The sequence below is a fragment of the Streptomyces sp. NPDC024017 genome (genome assembly GCF_040638895.1).
Lineage (GTDB): Bacteria > Actinomycetota > Actinomycetes > Streptomycetales > Streptomycetaceae > Streptomyces.
This window is the reverse complement of sequence record NZ_JBEZYZ010000009.1, coordinates 384609-398372: the sequence shown is the minus strand read 5'-3', so window position 1 is coordinate 398372 and position 13764 is coordinate 384609. Positions and strand designations below refer to the sequence as shown.

13 protein-coding genes are annotated in these 13764 nt (G+C 70.4%); 9 read left to right on the top strand and 4 right to left on the bottom strand.

The features are described 5' to 3' along the window. Both AB0G20_RS26100 and AB0G20_RS26095 read left to right on the top strand, forming a co-directional pair. Window positions 1–1151, top strand: a 1151-nt coding sequence (locus tag AB0G20_RS26100) for a cbb3-type cytochrome c oxidase subunit I (RefSeq protein WP_361306518.1), incomplete at its 5' end; no start/stop codon positions are given. Continuing rightward, complete coding sequence (locus tag AB0G20_RS26095) at window positions 1148–1498, top strand: hypothetical protein (RefSeq protein ID WP_361306516.1); 351 nt, start codon at window positions 1148–1150, stop codon at window positions 1496–1498. The genes AB0G20_RS26100 and AB0G20_RS26095, both read left to right, overlap by 4 nt. Window positions 1499–1588: 90 nt before the next feature. On the opposite strand, the gene AB0G20_RS26090 is transcribed toward AB0G20_RS26095, so the two are convergent. Continuing rightward, window positions 1589–2197 carry a DUF2867 domain-containing protein gene (locus AB0G20_RS26090; protein ID WP_361306514.1) on the bottom strand — a complete coding sequence of 203 codons (609 nt, stop codon included), beginning with the start codon at window positions 2195–2197 and terminating at the stop codon, window positions 1589–1591. Window positions 2198–2292: 95 nt separating this feature from the next. Between AB0G20_RS26090 and AB0G20_RS26085 the strand changes: the two genes are divergently transcribed. After that, the gene (locus tag AB0G20_RS26085; protein ID WP_361306512.1) at window positions 2293–2850 is read left to right on the top strand and encodes a TetR/AcrR family transcriptional regulator; all 558 of its coding nucleotides are present in this window, start codon (window positions 2293–2295) and stop codon (window positions 2848–2850) included. Window positions 2851–3121: 271 nt separating this feature from the next. Here the strand turns inward: AB0G20_RS26085 and AB0G20_RS26080 are convergent, their stop codons facing one another. Further along, a complete protein-coding gene (locus tag AB0G20_RS26080; RefSeq protein WP_361306510.1) occupies window positions 3122–3781 on the bottom strand; it encodes a TetR/AcrR family transcriptional regulator in 660 nt (219 codons plus the stop codon). A 181-nt stretch (window positions 3782–3962) separates the two neighbouring features. On the opposite strand from AB0G20_RS26080, the gene AB0G20_RS26075 reads away from it, so the two are divergent. Further along, window positions 3963–5219: a YncE family protein gene (locus tag AB0G20_RS26075; protein WP_361306508.1), complete on the top strand. Its 1257-nt coding sequence runs from the start codon at window positions 3963–3965 to the stop codon at window positions 5217–5219. Here AB0G20_RS26075 and AB0G20_RS26070 read toward each other — a convergent pair. Next, entirely contained in the window at window positions 5212–7071 is a 1860-nt protein-coding gene (locus tag AB0G20_RS26070) for a cellulase family glycosylhydrolase (RefSeq protein ID WP_361306506.1), read from the bottom strand. The genes AB0G20_RS26075 and AB0G20_RS26070 overlap by 8 nt on opposite strands. Before the next feature lie 82 nt (window positions 7072–7153). Further along, the gene (locus tag AB0G20_RS26065; protein ID WP_361306504.1) at window positions 7154–9127 is read right to left on the bottom strand and encodes a translation factor GTPase family protein; all 1974 of its coding nucleotides are present in this window, start codon (window positions 9125–9127) and stop codon (window positions 7154–7156) included. Between the two features lie 190 nt (window positions 9128–9317). On the opposite strand from AB0G20_RS26065, the gene AB0G20_RS26060 reads away from it, so the two are divergent. The 5 genes from AB0G20_RS26060 (at window position 9318) to AB0G20_RS26040 (ending at window position 13752) form a co-directional block, all read left to right on the top strand. After that, window positions 9318–10424 carry an XdhC/CoxI family protein gene (locus AB0G20_RS26060; RefSeq protein WP_361306502.1) on the top strand — a complete coding sequence of 369 codons (1107 nt, stop codon included), beginning with the start codon at window positions 9318–9320 and terminating at the stop codon, window positions 10422–10424. Between the two features lie 100 nt (window positions 10425–10524). After that, window positions 10525–10857 carry a putative quinol monooxygenase gene (locus tag AB0G20_RS26055; protein WP_361306500.1) on the top strand — a complete coding sequence of 111 codons (333 nt, stop codon included), beginning with the start codon at window positions 10525–10527 and terminating at the stop codon, window positions 10855–10857. A gap of 133 nt (window positions 10858–10990) precedes the next feature. Next, the gene (locus tag AB0G20_RS26050) at window positions 10991–11998 is read left to right on the top strand and encodes an NADP-dependent oxidoreductase (RefSeq protein WP_361306498.1); all 1008 of its coding nucleotides are present in this window, start codon (window positions 10991–10993) and stop codon (window positions 11996–11998) included. 25 nt (window positions 11999–12023) lie between these two features. Continuing rightward, the gene (locus AB0G20_RS26045; protein ID WP_361306496.1) at window positions 12024–13076 is read left to right on the top strand and encodes an alcohol dehydrogenase catalytic domain-containing protein; all 1053 of its coding nucleotides are present in this window, start codon (window positions 12024–12026) and stop codon (window positions 13074–13076) included. A 73-nt stretch (window positions 13077–13149) separates the two neighbouring features. Next, window positions 13150–13752, top strand: a complete 603-nt coding sequence (locus tag AB0G20_RS26040; protein ID WP_361306546.1) for a carboxymuconolactone decarboxylase family protein — start codon at window positions 13150–13152, stop codon at window positions 13750–13752. The last annotated feature ends 12 nt before the right edge of the window (window positions 13753–13764 follow it).

The window sequence follows — 13764 nt, the reverse complement described above, 5'->3', positions numbered from 1 at the left end:
CCGGCTTCGGCACCATCCTCGGCTCGGTCAACTTCATCACCACGATCATCTGCATGCGCGCCCCCGGCATGACGATGTTCCGCATGCCGATCTTCACCTGGAACGTGCTGCTGACCGGCGTCCTCGTGCTCCTCGCCTTCCCGGTCCTGGCCGCGGCCCTGTTCGCGCTGGAGGCGGACCGCAAGTTCGGGGCGCAGATCTTCGACCCGGCCAACGGCGGGGCGTTGCTGTGGCAGCACCTGTTCTGGTTCTTCGGCCATCCGGAGGTGTACATCATCGCGTTGCCGTTCTTCGGCATCATCAGTGAGGTCATTCCGGTCTTCTCCCGTAAGCCGATGTTCGGTTACACGGGTCTGATCGGCGCGACCATCGCGATCGCGGGTCTGTCCGTGACGGTGTGGGCGCACCACATGTACGTCACCGGCGGTGTGCTGCTGCCGTTCTTCTCCTTCATGACGTTCCTCATCGCCGTCCCCACCGGCGTGAAGTTCTTCAACTGGGTCGGCACCATGTGGCGTGGAAGCCTCTCGTTCGAGACGCCCATGCTCTGGGCGACGGGCTTCCTGATCACGTTCGTCTTCGGTGGGCTCACGGGTGTGCTGCTGGCCTCGCCGCCCCTCGACTTCCACGTCTCCGACTCGTACTTCGTGGTCGCGCACTTCCACTACGTGATCTTCGGGACGGTCGTGTTCGCGATGTTCTCCGGCTTCCACTTCTGGTGGCCCAAGTTCACCGGCAAGATGCTGGACGAGCGCCTCGGCAAGATCACCTTCTGGACCTTGTTCATCGGCTTCCACGGCACGTTCCTGGTCCAGCACTGGCTCGGCGCCCAGGGCATGCAGCGGCGGATCCCCGACTATCTGGCGGTGGAGGGTCTGACGACTCTCAACACGGTGTCGAGCGTCTTCTCGTTCCTGCTCGGCATGTCGATGCTGCCGTTCTTCTACAACGTGTGGAAGACGGCGAAGTACGGCGAGAAGGTCACGGCCGACGACCCCTGGGGCTACGGCCGTTCCCTGGAGTGGGCGACCTCCTGCCCGCCGCCGCGCCACAACTTCGTCACCCTGCCGCGGATCCGCAGCGAGTCCCCGGCGTTCGACCTGCACCATGCCGATGTCGCCGCGGCGGAGCGGGAGCTGACGCTCCGATGACCGCCATGGAGGGGCTCCCGGTGGACCTGCGTGCGTTCCACAACGAGGTCGAGGGCCATCTGCTCGCCGCCGCAGCACACGAGGAGGCCCGCACGGCCGCCGCCCGCTTCGCCGCCGGGCTCGACTGGCTCACGGAGGCGCAACGGTCGGAGGTGGAGCGGCAGTTCGCGGCGGAGCACCTCGCCCTCGCCCGGGCCTCGTGGCAGCACACGGCCCGGCGCGGGGAGGAACTACGGGGCGAGTACGAGGCGGTGTACCGCAGACTCCGCGCGCGGCTGCTGGCCGGACTTCTGCTGGGGGTCGCGCTGGTGGTGGCGGCGGATCTCGTGGTGCTGGTGTCGCTCTGAGAGGGTCTGACGAACCCTCGTATGTTCGCCCGAGTCCCCGCCGTTCGAGGAGCGGGGCTCGGGTGGAGCCTGGGTCACAGGGAGGGGGCGTCAGCGTGCCGTTCGGCGCGCCGCGTTCTCTCGCCACTCCCGGCCGATCGACCGCATCAGGGCCGGGTACACCCCCAGGTACCGGAAAGGTTTGATGCCGAGCATGTACAGGGAGCCGAGGCGGCCGTTGGGCTTCACCAGGACGGCCATCTGGCCGCGGTAGCCGCCGTTCCTGTCGGGGACCCAGCCGATGTGCATCACCCCGTGCATGGTCTTGTTGGCGTACTCGGCGGCCCACTCGTCGTGTGTCTGGAAGACCGATGTGAAGGGCGCCGCGCCGAGGTCGGGCCCCCGCGGCCCCTCGCGCAGGTCGTCCGGCAGCCGGTCGCGCAACGTCGCCACCCGGCCGCCGACGCCCGAGTCCGGCTTGTCCCAGCCGAGCAGCGCGCCGAGCTTCCAGCGCACCGCGAACAGGAAGCGGCCCACGGGGTTGCCGCCGTCCGGACCGCCCTCGCCATCCGCCATCTGCTGGACCAGGTGGTGCAGGTCGTCCGGGCCGCCCGGCGTCGGCAGCGCCCACAGATCCTCGAGCCGGAAGTCGCCGGCGATCTCGTGGATCCGCCAGGGGCGGGACGTGTGGTCGGTTGCGGGAAGGCGCAGATCGCTCATGGCAGATCCTGTCTATACGGTGACGTATAGATCGAGCATAGACCCATCTATACGGCTCCGTATACTTGGCCGGGACATGTGAGGGGAGACACGGCATGGGCGCGATCCGTACGCCGCGGGACAAGTGGATCGAGGAGGGGCTGCGGGCGCTTGCGGCCGGCGGCCCCGAGGCTGTCCGGGTCGAGGTCCTCGCCCAGGCGCTCGGCGTCAGCAAGGGCGGTTTCTACGGCTACTTCCGCAACCGTGCCGGGCTGCTGGAGGAGATGCTCGACACCTGGGAGCGAGCGGTCACCGAGAATGTCATCGAGCGGATCGAGCGCGACGGGGGCGACGCCCGCGAGCGGCTCGGGCGTCTCTTCGACTTCGTGGGGTCGGGCGAGACGCGCGTGACCAGCGCCGGGGTCGAGCTCGCGATCCGCGACTGGGCCCGGCGCGACGAAGGCGTCGCGCGCTGCCTCCGCCGGGCCGACAACCGGCGCATGGACTATCTGCGCGAGCTCTACGGGGCCTTCTGTCCCGACGAGGGCGATGTCGAGGCCCGCTGCCTGATCACCTTCTCGCTGCGCATCGGCGACCACCTCATCGCAGCCGACAACGGCCCGCGCAGCCGCACGGAAGTCCTCGCCGCGGTCAGGGAGCGGTTGTTGGCCTGACAGCCGGTCAGACCCTGGTCGAGGGGGGTTCCTGACTCAGGCGGCGGCTGCTGTCCGGTCCGTGGTCTGCGGTCCGTGGTGCCTGCCGCCGCAGCGGTGGCCGTGAGCAGCTCTGAGGAGCACCGGCGCAGGTCCCGCCCAGCAGGGGCCGGGACCGGTCAGAGTCCCGACGGCGCGCGGCCGGCGGGCGCGGCGGGCGGTGCGCGGCGGGGGCGGGCGGCGGGCGGCAGCCGGCAGGCGGCAGGACGTACCCCGCACCCGGCAACCACCGTCACCCTTCCGGTGTCCACCCGGGCGGCCACAGGATGCCCAGCAACTGCCGGACCAGTTCGTCGACGACCTCGTCGAGCGTCGCGTCGACCCAGCCGGCGCTCCAGTCGTGCAGCAGGCCGTTGACGCTGCCGATGAATCCCGTCGCGGCGAGGCGGTAGTCACGGGGCGCGGCCTCTCCGCGTGCCGCGGCCGCGTCGGCCTCGGCGCGGATGAGGTCGACCCAGCCGGCCCTGCGGGCGAGCCGCTGCTCCTCCAGGCGCGGGCTGACGCCGATGATCTCGACGAAGGTGATGCGGATACGGCGCGGATCGGCGGCGACGTTCCCGGCGTAGGCCCGGAAGATGGCGGTGGCCCGCTCGACGAGCGGCAGCTCCGCCGCGCCCGCGGCCGCCTCCAGCACCGCCGCCTCGGCCCAGCCGTTGACCTGCAGGTGCAGCGCGGCGAGCACGTCCTCGAGGGTGCGGAACTCCTCGTAGAACTGGCGGGTGGACAGCCCGGCCGTCTCGCTGAGGGCCGCGACCGTGGTGGAGCGGAAACCAGGGGTGTCGCCGAACAGCTGGAGCGCGGCGTCGAGAAATCGCCGGCGCCGCTCGGCCTGCCGCTCCTCGGCGCTCTTGCCGCCGTAGCGGCCGGTCGGCGCTCTGAGTCTGCCCGGCACCGGCTCCCCCCTCGCTGTTCGAACACTGATTTTGTCGTGCACGCGGTCTTGTGGAGAAGGCCGCCCCTTCCTTACTTTGCAGTAAGTTCACTCTGAAAGCGCGTGTGTTCAGATTCCACGCACCCCAGCTTTGGCATGTCCCACTCACGACGCTCACCCCACAGCAGAGAGGGGAACAGTCATGCCCGTCGTCCGACGCCGGCACCTGTGCTCCGTAGCCGCAGCCCTCGCCCTGACCGTCACCGCTCCCGCGACCGCCGCCACCGCGGCCGCCCCGGGCTCCTCCGCAGCGCTGCGCGAGGTGCTGTTCGTGGGCAACAACTGGGACGGCACCGCCGAAGTCATCCGGTCCACCGGCGACTTCTCGAAGATCGGCCGGATCAACGTCATCCCGGACAAGGCCGAGCGGATGGCGGAGATCAACGCCGATCCGATCAGGTGGGTCTACTTCATGGCGATCCGCAACAGCGTCGGCGAGGGCCATGACCAGTTCGTCGACGACATGTACTCCACGCCGGACGGGGCGTCGGTGGTCGTCTCGCGGCCGAGCTTCGCCGACGTCGTCTCGATCGACCTCGCCTCCGGGCGGGTCAACTGGCGCTTCCCCGTGTCCGGTTACCGCTCCGACCACATGGCGGTCTCCCCCGACGGCAAGCGGGTCGCGGTCTCGGCGTCGACCTCCAACACCGTCCATGTGCTGGACATCGTCTCCGGCAAGGAACTGGGCAGGTTCGGCACCGGCGACAAGCCGCACGAGAACATCTTCACCCAGGACGGCAAGTACATCTACAACATGGCGATCGGCGACGTGAACACTCAGACCGACGCACCGTGGCTGGACTGGACGAAGGGCGACCGGCGCATCACCGTCGTCGACGCCACGACGTTCAAGCAGGTCAAGGTCATCGACATGCGCCCGAAGCTGGACGCGCTCGGCCTCAAGGACTACTCCGACGCGGTCCGCCCGGCCGTCCTCTCGCCGGACGAGTCGAAGCTGTACTTCCAGGTCTCCTTCTTCAACGGCTTCTTCGAGTACGACATCGCCACCGACAAGATCACCCGCACCAAGACCCTGCCGAAGAACTCGGCGACCAGTGACGACCGCACGAGCTTCGTCAACGACTCGCGCCACCACGGCATCTCGATGAGCCCGGACGGACGCAAGCTGTGCGTCGCGGGCACCATGGACGACTACGCCACCGTCGTGGACCGCGCCACCCTCCAGGAGGGCCCGCTCGTCACCGCCTCCAAGCCCTACTGGGCCACGGTCAGCGGTGACGGCAAGTCCTGCGTGGTCTCCGAGAGCGGCACCGACCAGGTCACGGCCATCGACTTCGCCACCGGGAAGAAGGTCGTGTCCGTGCCGGTCGGTGACCACCCGCAGCGCGTCCGGCTCGGCCATGTGGCGGCCGACTGGACGAGCCCGTCCGCTAGTTGACCTCCTTCGCCGCCCACGCCGCCAGTTCGGAGCGGGCCGCGGCGAGCAGATCCGCCGAGGGAGCCGTCGCCCCGTTGGTCACCAGCGCGTAGTGCAGGACGCCCGAGTCCGGCGCGGTGAGCAGCAGGCGGCGGCTTCCCGTGCCGCCCGGCTCCTGCGCCACGCCGACCGGGGTCGCCGAGGTGTACGCCGGCGGGGCGTGGGCCGTGCCCAGGTCGGAGACGACCGTGGTGGACGCGGTCGGGAAGCTCGCCGGCAGATGCAGCTCGGTGGGCGCCGAGCCGCCGTCCGAGCGCCACAGCAGCAGCCCGTACTGCCCGGACCCCACCAGCCGCTGCACGTTCGGCAGGGAGCTGGGCACCGGGTTCCAGGTCAGGGTCGTCGAGCCGTCCCGGGAGCGGTCCTCGTAGGTGAAGCCGACCGTGGTACCGGCCGTGGCGCTCGGGTAGACGCGGTCCAGGAGCCGGGCGTCCTGACGCAGTACCGGCTTGCCCGCGTCGTCGAGGCGTACGGCGGACAGGTCCTCGTCGTTCCAGGCGTCACCCGTCGTGAGCACCTTGTCGGGGTTGCCGTTCATCAGCTCGCGGTGGCGGCCGTTGTAGATGTCCCACTGCCACTGGGAGCCGGAGAGCACGCGCCCCGAGGCAGCCGGGTCGGACCACCAGTCGGCGCCCTTCAGGCGGGAGTCGAGGGCCTGGTACATCGCCTTGAGGACGGTCGGCGCCTTGTCGGAGACATTGCCCGCCAGCGGGTGCCCGAACTCGCTGACCACGGAGGCCGTCCCCGCGGCGGCGGCGCGGTCGCGGACGGTGCGGAAGTCACCCGCGTACTGACCGTCGGCCGCCTTGCCCCACATGAAGACGCCGGAGATAGCCTTCTGGTCGTAGAAGTGGGTGTTGAAGACGTAGCGCGGGCCGAGTGTGCCGGCGTCCAGCAGGCCGCCCTCCTGCTTCTGGAAGTCGAGGTTGGCGTTCCAGAAGAGGTTCGGCTCGACGAAGGCGGGCTTGTCGCGCCAGCCGGCCGTGTCCATGCGGGCCCGGAACTTCTCGTAGAACGGCCAGAGCACGTCCTTCTCCCAGGCGCGGCTGGTCTGCCCGGAGTCGTAGACGCCCGCGTGCGGCTCGTTGTAGGGGTCGAAGCCGACGATGCCCTTGAACTGGTCCGCGCTGAGGTGCTGTTGCACGTACGCCATGGCCTTCTGGGCGGTGGCGAGGAAGGCGTCCTGCACGCCGTGCGCGTTGTGCCAGAAGTCGTACGTGGCGCGCTTCACGGCCTCGTTCTGGGTGATGTTCTGCCCCCAGAAGAGGCAGATGCCGCAGGACTCGTCCGGGTAGTTCCCGGCGTCCACCGCCCACTTGGGCGCGCCGTCGCCGGTGTACCAGCTGTCGGTGTCGAAGAGGTGCCGGGAGTAGAGGTCCTGGTGAAAGTCGGGGTAGACCCGGATGCCGGCGTCGAGGAAGGCCTTCATCTGGTCGGTGGCGGCGGCCAGATAGGCCGTGTCCACCTGGCCGCGCTCGGGCTCGGCATAGGCCCAGGAGAGCAGGAAGCGAATGGTGTTGCCGCCGCCGAGGGCGCGCAGCGCGGTCGCCGACTTGCGGGCGTCGGCGACCGAGGCGAAGGGCAGGCCCTTGTTCTCCGCGAGCTTGGTCTCACCGGAGACGTTGTAGCCGCGCAGCACGATCTCGCGGCCGTGGGCGTCGGTGAAGCGGCCGCCCTGCACGGTGACGGTCGGGTCGTCGAACCAGAGGGAGCCCGGAGGAGACGCGGCGGTGGCCGGCGGGACGCCCGCCACCGACACGGACCCTAAGAGGACAACCAGGACGATCAGCAGACGCGCTCGGATTGTCGGCATGTCCACTACAGTCCGGCGATGTCACGACACCGTCAACACCTCTGACTCTGGAGTAAGTTCCCTCTCGGGCAACCCTCACACCTCAGCCACACACCCTTCGTGTCACGTTCAACAAGTACTCCTTCCTGTTCAGCGGGTTGTGGTCGGTGCGCGGCCGCTCCGGGATCGTGCCGTGCGTGACGGGCGCGTAGTGGGCGAAGGAGCTCTCCAGCTCGCCCTCACCCCGGGTGAGCCCCGGCAGTTTCTGTTCGAGGGCGTGCACCCGGGCGGCCGGCACGGTCCCTTCGAGGACGCAGATGTCCTCCCGGTTCCGCGTCGTCTCGGGTACGGCCGCGAGCCCGGCGAGGACCGGCAGCAGGGCGCCGAGGGTGTCGGCGGGCGCCTCGATGCGGAAGCGGTGCATCGGCTCGTGGACGCGCGTCCCGGCCCGGCGCAGCGCCTCGATCAGCACCAGCGGGGTCACGCCGCGGAAGTCGGCGCCCGTGCTCGACATGCTCTTGTCGAAGCCCTGGTGGGCATGGCTCTGACGGGGCGAGTAGCCGCTGTGGGTCATGGTGACCACGCAGTCGGTGACCTGCCACCCGTGCAGGCCCTGGTCGAGGGTCTCGCGCACAGTGTCCTCGACGGCCTTGAAGAAGGCGTACGGCATCGACCCGAGCTCCACCTCCAGCCGGAAGCCGACGCCCGAGCCGACCGGCGCGGGGTCGACGCGCAGGCCGACCGTCGCGAGGAAGGGGTTGGGGTCCTTCTTGTTGAACTCCACGGCCTGCCCGGTGCCGACGGGTCGTTCGACGCACAGCGGCGTCGTCTCGCGGAAGGTGACGTCGAGGCCGTACTCGTCGGCGAGGGTGGCCTGGATGACCTCCTTCTGCACCTCGCCGTACAGGGACACGGACGTCTCCTGCCGGCGTTCGTCGCGGCGCAGTCCGATCAGCGGGTCCTGCTCGGCGAGCTGGGTGAGCGCCAGGTGGAGCGCTCCCCTGTTCACGTCCGGGCCGGGGACGACGACCGTCTCCAGGGTCGGCGGGGCGAAGAAGTGCTCGTAGGCCTTGCGGGGTTCGCCGATCGCGTCACCGATCCGGATGTCGCCGAGCCCGGTGAGGCGGGCGATCCGGCCGGCGGCGACGCAGTCCTCGCGGGTGTCCGTGCCGTGACCGAAGACGCTGATGCCGGTGACCCGGCCTTCGGCGCCGTCCGCTCCGAAGGGAACCCGGTCACGGGTGCGCAGGGTCCCGGAGAACATCCGGACGTAGGCGACCTTCTCCCCCGCCGGGCCCCGGTCGACCTTGAACACGGTGGCGGACACCGGCCCGTCCGCGTCCCCGACGGCAGCCGGAAGCAGCGTTTCGATGCCTGACAGGAGAGCCTCCACGCCTGCGCCCGTGGCGGCGGAGCCGAAGTAGACCGGATGGACGAGCGCCTCCCGGGTCTGCGCGACGAGAGACCTGTGCAGCGCTGCGTGCGTGACGGTGTGCTCGACGTACGCGGCCAGCAGGGCGTCGTCGTGCCCGGTCAGAACGTCGAGGGCGGCGGCCGGTCCGAGCCCGGGGGTGAAGCGGGCCGCGCGGGTGCCGAGGCCGGTGGCGGTCCCCATCGGCACGATCGCGGGGGTCAGCCGGGCCGAGATCTCCCGCAGCACCGCCTCGTGGCGTGCCCCGCTCCGGTCGATCTTGTTGACGAACAGCAGGGTCGGGATGCGCAGCCGCTGAAGCGTCCGCATCAGCACCCGCGTCTGCGCCTGCACCCCTTCGACGGCGGAGATCACGAGGACGACGCCGTCCAGCACGCCGAGGACGCGCTCCACCTCGGCGATGAAGTCCGGGTGACCGGGGGTGTCGATGAGGTTGACGGTCACGCCGTCGAGCGGGAACGAGACGACGGCGGACTTGATGGTGATGCCGCGCCGGCGCTCCAGGGCGAGGGTGTCGGTGCGGGTGTTCCCGTCGTCGACGCTGCCGATCTCGTCGATCACCCCGGCCGAATGGAGCAGCCGCTCGGTCAGGCTGGTCTTACCCGCGTCGACATGGGCGAGAATTCCAAGGTTGAGCATGTGCACGAAGCGTCATGTCCTTCGGAGAGAGGTCCGTTCCTGGCTGGGGGGACATGCACGCAGTGCGCATCTGAATCTCCTTCGGACTCGGTGACGTGGCTGTCCTGAGCAGTGCAGCAGACCGGCACGGAGGGTCACAACGGAATTAACCGCCGCCGGGGTACCCGGCGGGTGCGCGCAAGGAAGGGAGCGGCTCGTGCGTGACGTTCTCCCGGTGCTCGGCCGCTGGTACGCGGCCGGGGTCCCGTTCGGCCTCGCGACGGTCGTCCAGGTCAGCCGCAGCGCACCGCGCGACCCGGGCGCGGCGATGGCGGTGGGCCCGGACGAGGAGGTCGTGGGCAGCGTCTCCGGGGGCTGTGTCGAGGGTGCGGTGTTCGAACTGGCGCAGGACGTCGCCGCGGGCGGCGAGGCCCGGCTGGAGACCTTCGGCTACAGCGACGAGGACGCCTTCGCGGTCGGTCTGACCTGCGGCGGCGAGATCACGCTGCTCGTGCGCGCGGTCACGCCCGAGCGGGATCCCGGCTTCGGCGCGGTCGCGGACTCCGTCGCGGCGGGCGAGCCGGTCACCGTGGCGACCGTGACCGACGGCCCGGCGCCGCGCGGGGCGGCCCTCGCCGTCTGGCCGGACCGGACCCTCGGCACGCTCGGCGCCGGCGGCCTGGACGCGGCCGTGACCGCCGACGCCCGCGGCGAACTCGCTCTCGGCGCCACCGGCCTGCGGCACTACGGACCCGAGGGGCAGCGCCGCGAGGACTCCGTGAGCGTGTTCCTGCAGTCCTTCGCGCCACCGCCGCGGATGCTGGTCTTCGGCGCGATCGACTACGCGGCGGCCGTGGCCCGCATCGGGGACTTCCTCGGTTACCGGGTCACCGTCTGCGACGCCCGCCCCGTCTTCGCCACACCCCGGCGCTTCCCCGAGGGCGTCGAGGTGGTCGCGCAGTGGCCGCACCGCTATCTGCGCGAGACCGACACCGACGAGCGCACGGTGATCTGCGTCCTCACGCACGACCCGAAGTTCGACGTGCCCCTGCTCCAGGAAGCGCTGCGCCGGCCGGCCGCCTACATCGGAGCGATGGGCAGCCGCCGCACCCACGCCGACCGGGCGGCACGGCTGGCCGAGGCCGGGCTCACGGAGCGCGAGCTGTCCCGGCTGCGCTCACCGGTCGGCCTCGACCTCGGGGCCCGTACGCCCGAGGAGGTGGCGGTGTCCGTCGCCGCCGAGGTCGTGGCGCTGCGCTGGGGCGGCACCGGGGTGCCGCTCACCGCGACGGAGGGGGCGGTGCACCCGCACCGAGCCTCCTGATCGCCGGCGCCGAGCCCGTCGCGTCGCCATCACGCCGGGTTCGTACGATCGTGTCGGCGTCTGCACATCGGCATACCAGCACATCAGCGAAGGGATTCCCATGATCTTCATCACCGCCAAGTTCCGCGTCCGTCCCGAGCACGCCGACCGTTGGCCCGAGATCGCCGCTGATTTCACCCGGGCGACGCGCGCCGAGCCCGGCTGCCTGTGGTTCGACTGGTCGCGCAGCGTGGACGAGCCGTCGGAGTACGTCCTCGTCGAGGCCTTCCGCGACGACGAGGCCGGAGCCGCACACGTACAGTCCGCCCACTTCAAGGCCGCGCAGCAGACGCTGCCTCCGCATCTGGCCGAGACGCCGCGCATCGTGAACGCGAACGTCCCGCAGGACGACTGGTCGCTCCTCGGAGAGATGGCGGTGCCGGGAGAGGAGTAACTCCCTGCCCGCGAGCTGCTCACCGGCATGAGCCGCAAGTCGTAGCGGACTCGCTCTTGCCTCGGACGGCGGCCCCCCGTACGCTCACGGCCGTACCGACTGGACGGTATGGAGCCGAGGAGAGGCGCCGGAGATGAGCACGATCAACCGCCAGATACGCCTGGCCGCGCGTCCCGTGGGAGAGCCGCGCCCCACCGACTGGGAGCATGCCGAGGAGCCGGCGGGACAGCCGGGCGAGGGGGAGTTCCTGGTACAGGTGCTCTGCCTGTCGATCGACCCGGCGATGCGCGGCTGGATGAACGCGGGCAGGTCCTACATCCGCCCGGTGGAGATCGGCGAGGTGATGCGCGCCGGGGCGGTGGGCAGGGTGATCGCCTCCCGGCACTCCGGGTTCGCGGTCGGCGACCACGTGTCGGGCACGTTCGGCGTGCAGGAGTACTGCGTGTCGGACGGGCGCGGCGTGACCAAGGTCGACCCCGCGGCCGCTCCCCTGCCGACTTATCTCGGCACGCTCGGCATGTCGGGCCTGACGGCCTACTTCGGCCTGATCGAGGTCGGGCGTCCCGAGCCGGGGCAGACCGTCGTGGTCTCCGGAGCGGCCGGGGCCGTCGGCAGCGTCGTCGGACAGATCGCCAAGATCCTCGGATGCCGGGTCATCGGCATCGCCGGCGGCGAGGCCAAGTGCCGGATGGTGGTGGACGAGTTCGGCTTCGACGCCGCGATCGACTACCAGAGCGAGGACATCCGCAAGGCCCTGCGCGAACACGCCCCCGACGGCGTCGACGTGTACTTCGACAACGTCGGCGGCGACGTTCTGGACGCCGTGCTGCTGCGGCTGGCGCGCGGCGCCCGCGTCGTGGTCTGCGGCGCGATCTCCCAATACAACAGCACCAAGCCGCAAGGCCCCGCCAACTACCTGTCGCTGCTGGTGAACCGCGCCTCCATGACGGGCATCGTGGTGTTCGACTACGCCGATCGGTACGCGGAGGGCATCGCGCAGATGGCCGCGTGGCGGGCGGAAGGCCGGCTGAAGTCCCTGGAGGACGTGGTGTCCGGCTCGGTCGCGGCGTTCCCCGAGACCCTGATGCGCCTGTTCCGTGGTGACAACCACGGCAAGCTGGTGCTGAAGATCGCGGACTGACGGGCCGGGGGGAGGGAGAGATCCGATGAAGGCACTGACCTACCACGGCCGTCACGACATCCGCTACGGGGAGGTCCCCGACCCGGCCGTCACCAGCCCCACCGACGCCGTGGTGCAGGTGACCGCGGCCGGGATCTGCGGCAGCGACCTGCACATCTACGGCGGCAACGCGTTCAGCCCGGAACTGGGCTACACGCCGGGACACGAGTGTGTCGGCGTGGTGGTCGACACCGGCGGCCAGGTCACCCGGTTCAAGCCCGGCGACCGGGTTCTGGTGCCCGCCTCCGTCGGCTGCGCGCAGTGCCGGCAGTGTGCGGCCGGGTTCACCGCCCGCTGCGAGCGCGCCACGTCGAGCACGGAGCTCTGCTACGGAGTCAGCCCGAAGCTCCCGGGCAGCCAGGCCCAACTCCTGGCCGTGCCCTGCGCCGACGTCAATCTGGTGCACCTGCCCGAGGACATCTCCGACGAGGCCGCCCTCGTCCTGACGGACAACGCCCCCACCGCCTGGTACGGCTGCCGCCGTGCCCGCATCCAACCCGGTGAGACCGTCCTGGTCGTCGGCCTCGGCCCGGTCGGCCTCATGGCCGCTCAGTCCGCCTTCGCGATGGGCGCGGCACGGGTGCTGGGCGTGGACCTGGTCGCGGAGCGCCGCGCCTTCGCCGCAGGCCTGGGCGTCGAGCCGGTCGAAGGAGACGACGTGCGGTCGGCCGTCCGGGAGATGACATCCGGCCGCGGGCCGGACGCCGTGGTGGAGGCCGTGGGCTCCGACGCCACCATCGAACTCGCCCTCAAGGCCGTCCGGCAGGCCGGTCGCGTCAGCGTCATCGGGGTCAGTCAGAACAAGGCGTTCCCGTTCCACATGGGACTGGCGCAGATCAAGGAACTGGAGTTCGCCATCGGGCTGTGCTCGGTGCACTACGAACTCCCTCCCCTGATCGCCCTCACCCGTGCCGGACGGATCAAGCCCGAGGTCGTGGTCTCCCACCACTTCGCCCTCTCCGATGGACCGGCGGCGTACGAACTGTTCGCCGGCCGCTCCGACGGTGTCCGCAAGATCGTTCTCGACCCGACGGGCTGACTGGTCCCGGCCCTTCACGGCCAGGCGTTCAGCCGGTCTCCTAGGGTGAGTCCCTCGGAAACCGGAGGCCGCCATGTCACAGCGCCACGAATCCGCCCGACCGAGCCGTCCACGACTGGAGCCGCTCCCCGAAGAACAGTGGGACCCCCGGACCAGGAAACTGCTGGCCGCCGCTCCCCACGACCCCGGGGGCGGGATCCCGAACATCTTCACCACGCTCGTGCGCCATCCCGATCTCTACGAGCAGTTCATGCCTTTCGGCGGCCAACTGCTCGGCAGGGGCCGACTGCCGGGAGACCTGCGCGAGTTGCTGATCCTGCGCACCGCATGGAACACCGGCGCGCGGTACGAGTGGGGGCGGCACCTCCCCCTGGCCAGGGCCGCGGGTGTCGCGGACGCGGACATCGACCGCATCGGCGAAGGGCCGGAGGCACCCGGCTGGACGGACCTCCAGAGGCACCTGATCCGCGCGGCGGACGAGCTGCACGGTGATGCCGCGATGTCCGACGCGACCTGGGAGGGTCTGGCCGAGCACTTCGGCGACGCCGAACTGATCGAGATCGCCATGCTGGTGGGGCAGTACCACATGGTGGCCTTCTTCCTGAATGCCACCGGTGTGGAACTGGAGCCCGGTTTCGACAGCACCGGCTTCGCGGGGGAAAGAAACGACGGGTGAGGGGTGCCTGGA

What these genes read in the sequence shown, in the direction of transcription:
- AB0G20_RS26095 (WP_361306516.1), top strand. Translation starts at nt 1,148, where the DNA reads ATGACCGCCATGGAGGGGCTCCCGGTGGACCTGCGTGCGTTCCACAAC.
- AB0G20_RS26090 (WP_361306514.1), bottom strand. Translation starts at nt 2,197, where the DNA reads ATGAGCGATCTGCGCCTTCCCGCAACCGACCACACGTCCCGCCCCTGG.
- AB0G20_RS26085 (WP_361306512.1), top strand. Translation starts at nt 2,293, where the DNA reads ATGGGCGCGATCCGTACGCCGCGGGACAAGTGGATCGAGGAGGGGCTG.
- AB0G20_RS26075 (WP_361306508.1), top strand. Translation starts at nt 3,963, where the DNA reads ATGCCCGTCGTCCGACGCCGGCACCTGTGCTCCGTAGCCGCAGCCCTC.
- AB0G20_RS26070 (WP_361306506.1), bottom strand. Translation starts at nt 7,071, where the DNA reads ATGCCGACAATCCGAGCGCGTCTGCTGATCGTCCTGGTTGTCCTCTTA.
- AB0G20_RS26055 (WP_361306500.1), top strand. Translation starts at nt 10,525, where the DNA reads ATGATCTTCATCACCGCCAAGTTCCGCGTCCGTCCCGAGCACGCCGAC.
- AB0G20_RS26050 (WP_361306498.1), top strand. Translation starts at nt 10,991, where the DNA reads ATGAGCACGATCAACCGCCAGATACGCCTGGCCGCGCGTCCCGTGGGA.
- AB0G20_RS26045 (WP_361306496.1), top strand. Translation starts at nt 12,024, where the DNA reads ATGAAGGCACTGACCTACCACGGCCGTCACGACATCCGCTACGGGGAG.
- AB0G20_RS26040 (WP_361306546.1), top strand. Translation starts at nt 13,150, where the DNA reads ATGTCACAGCGCCACGAATCCGCCCGACCGAGCCGTCCACGACTGGAG.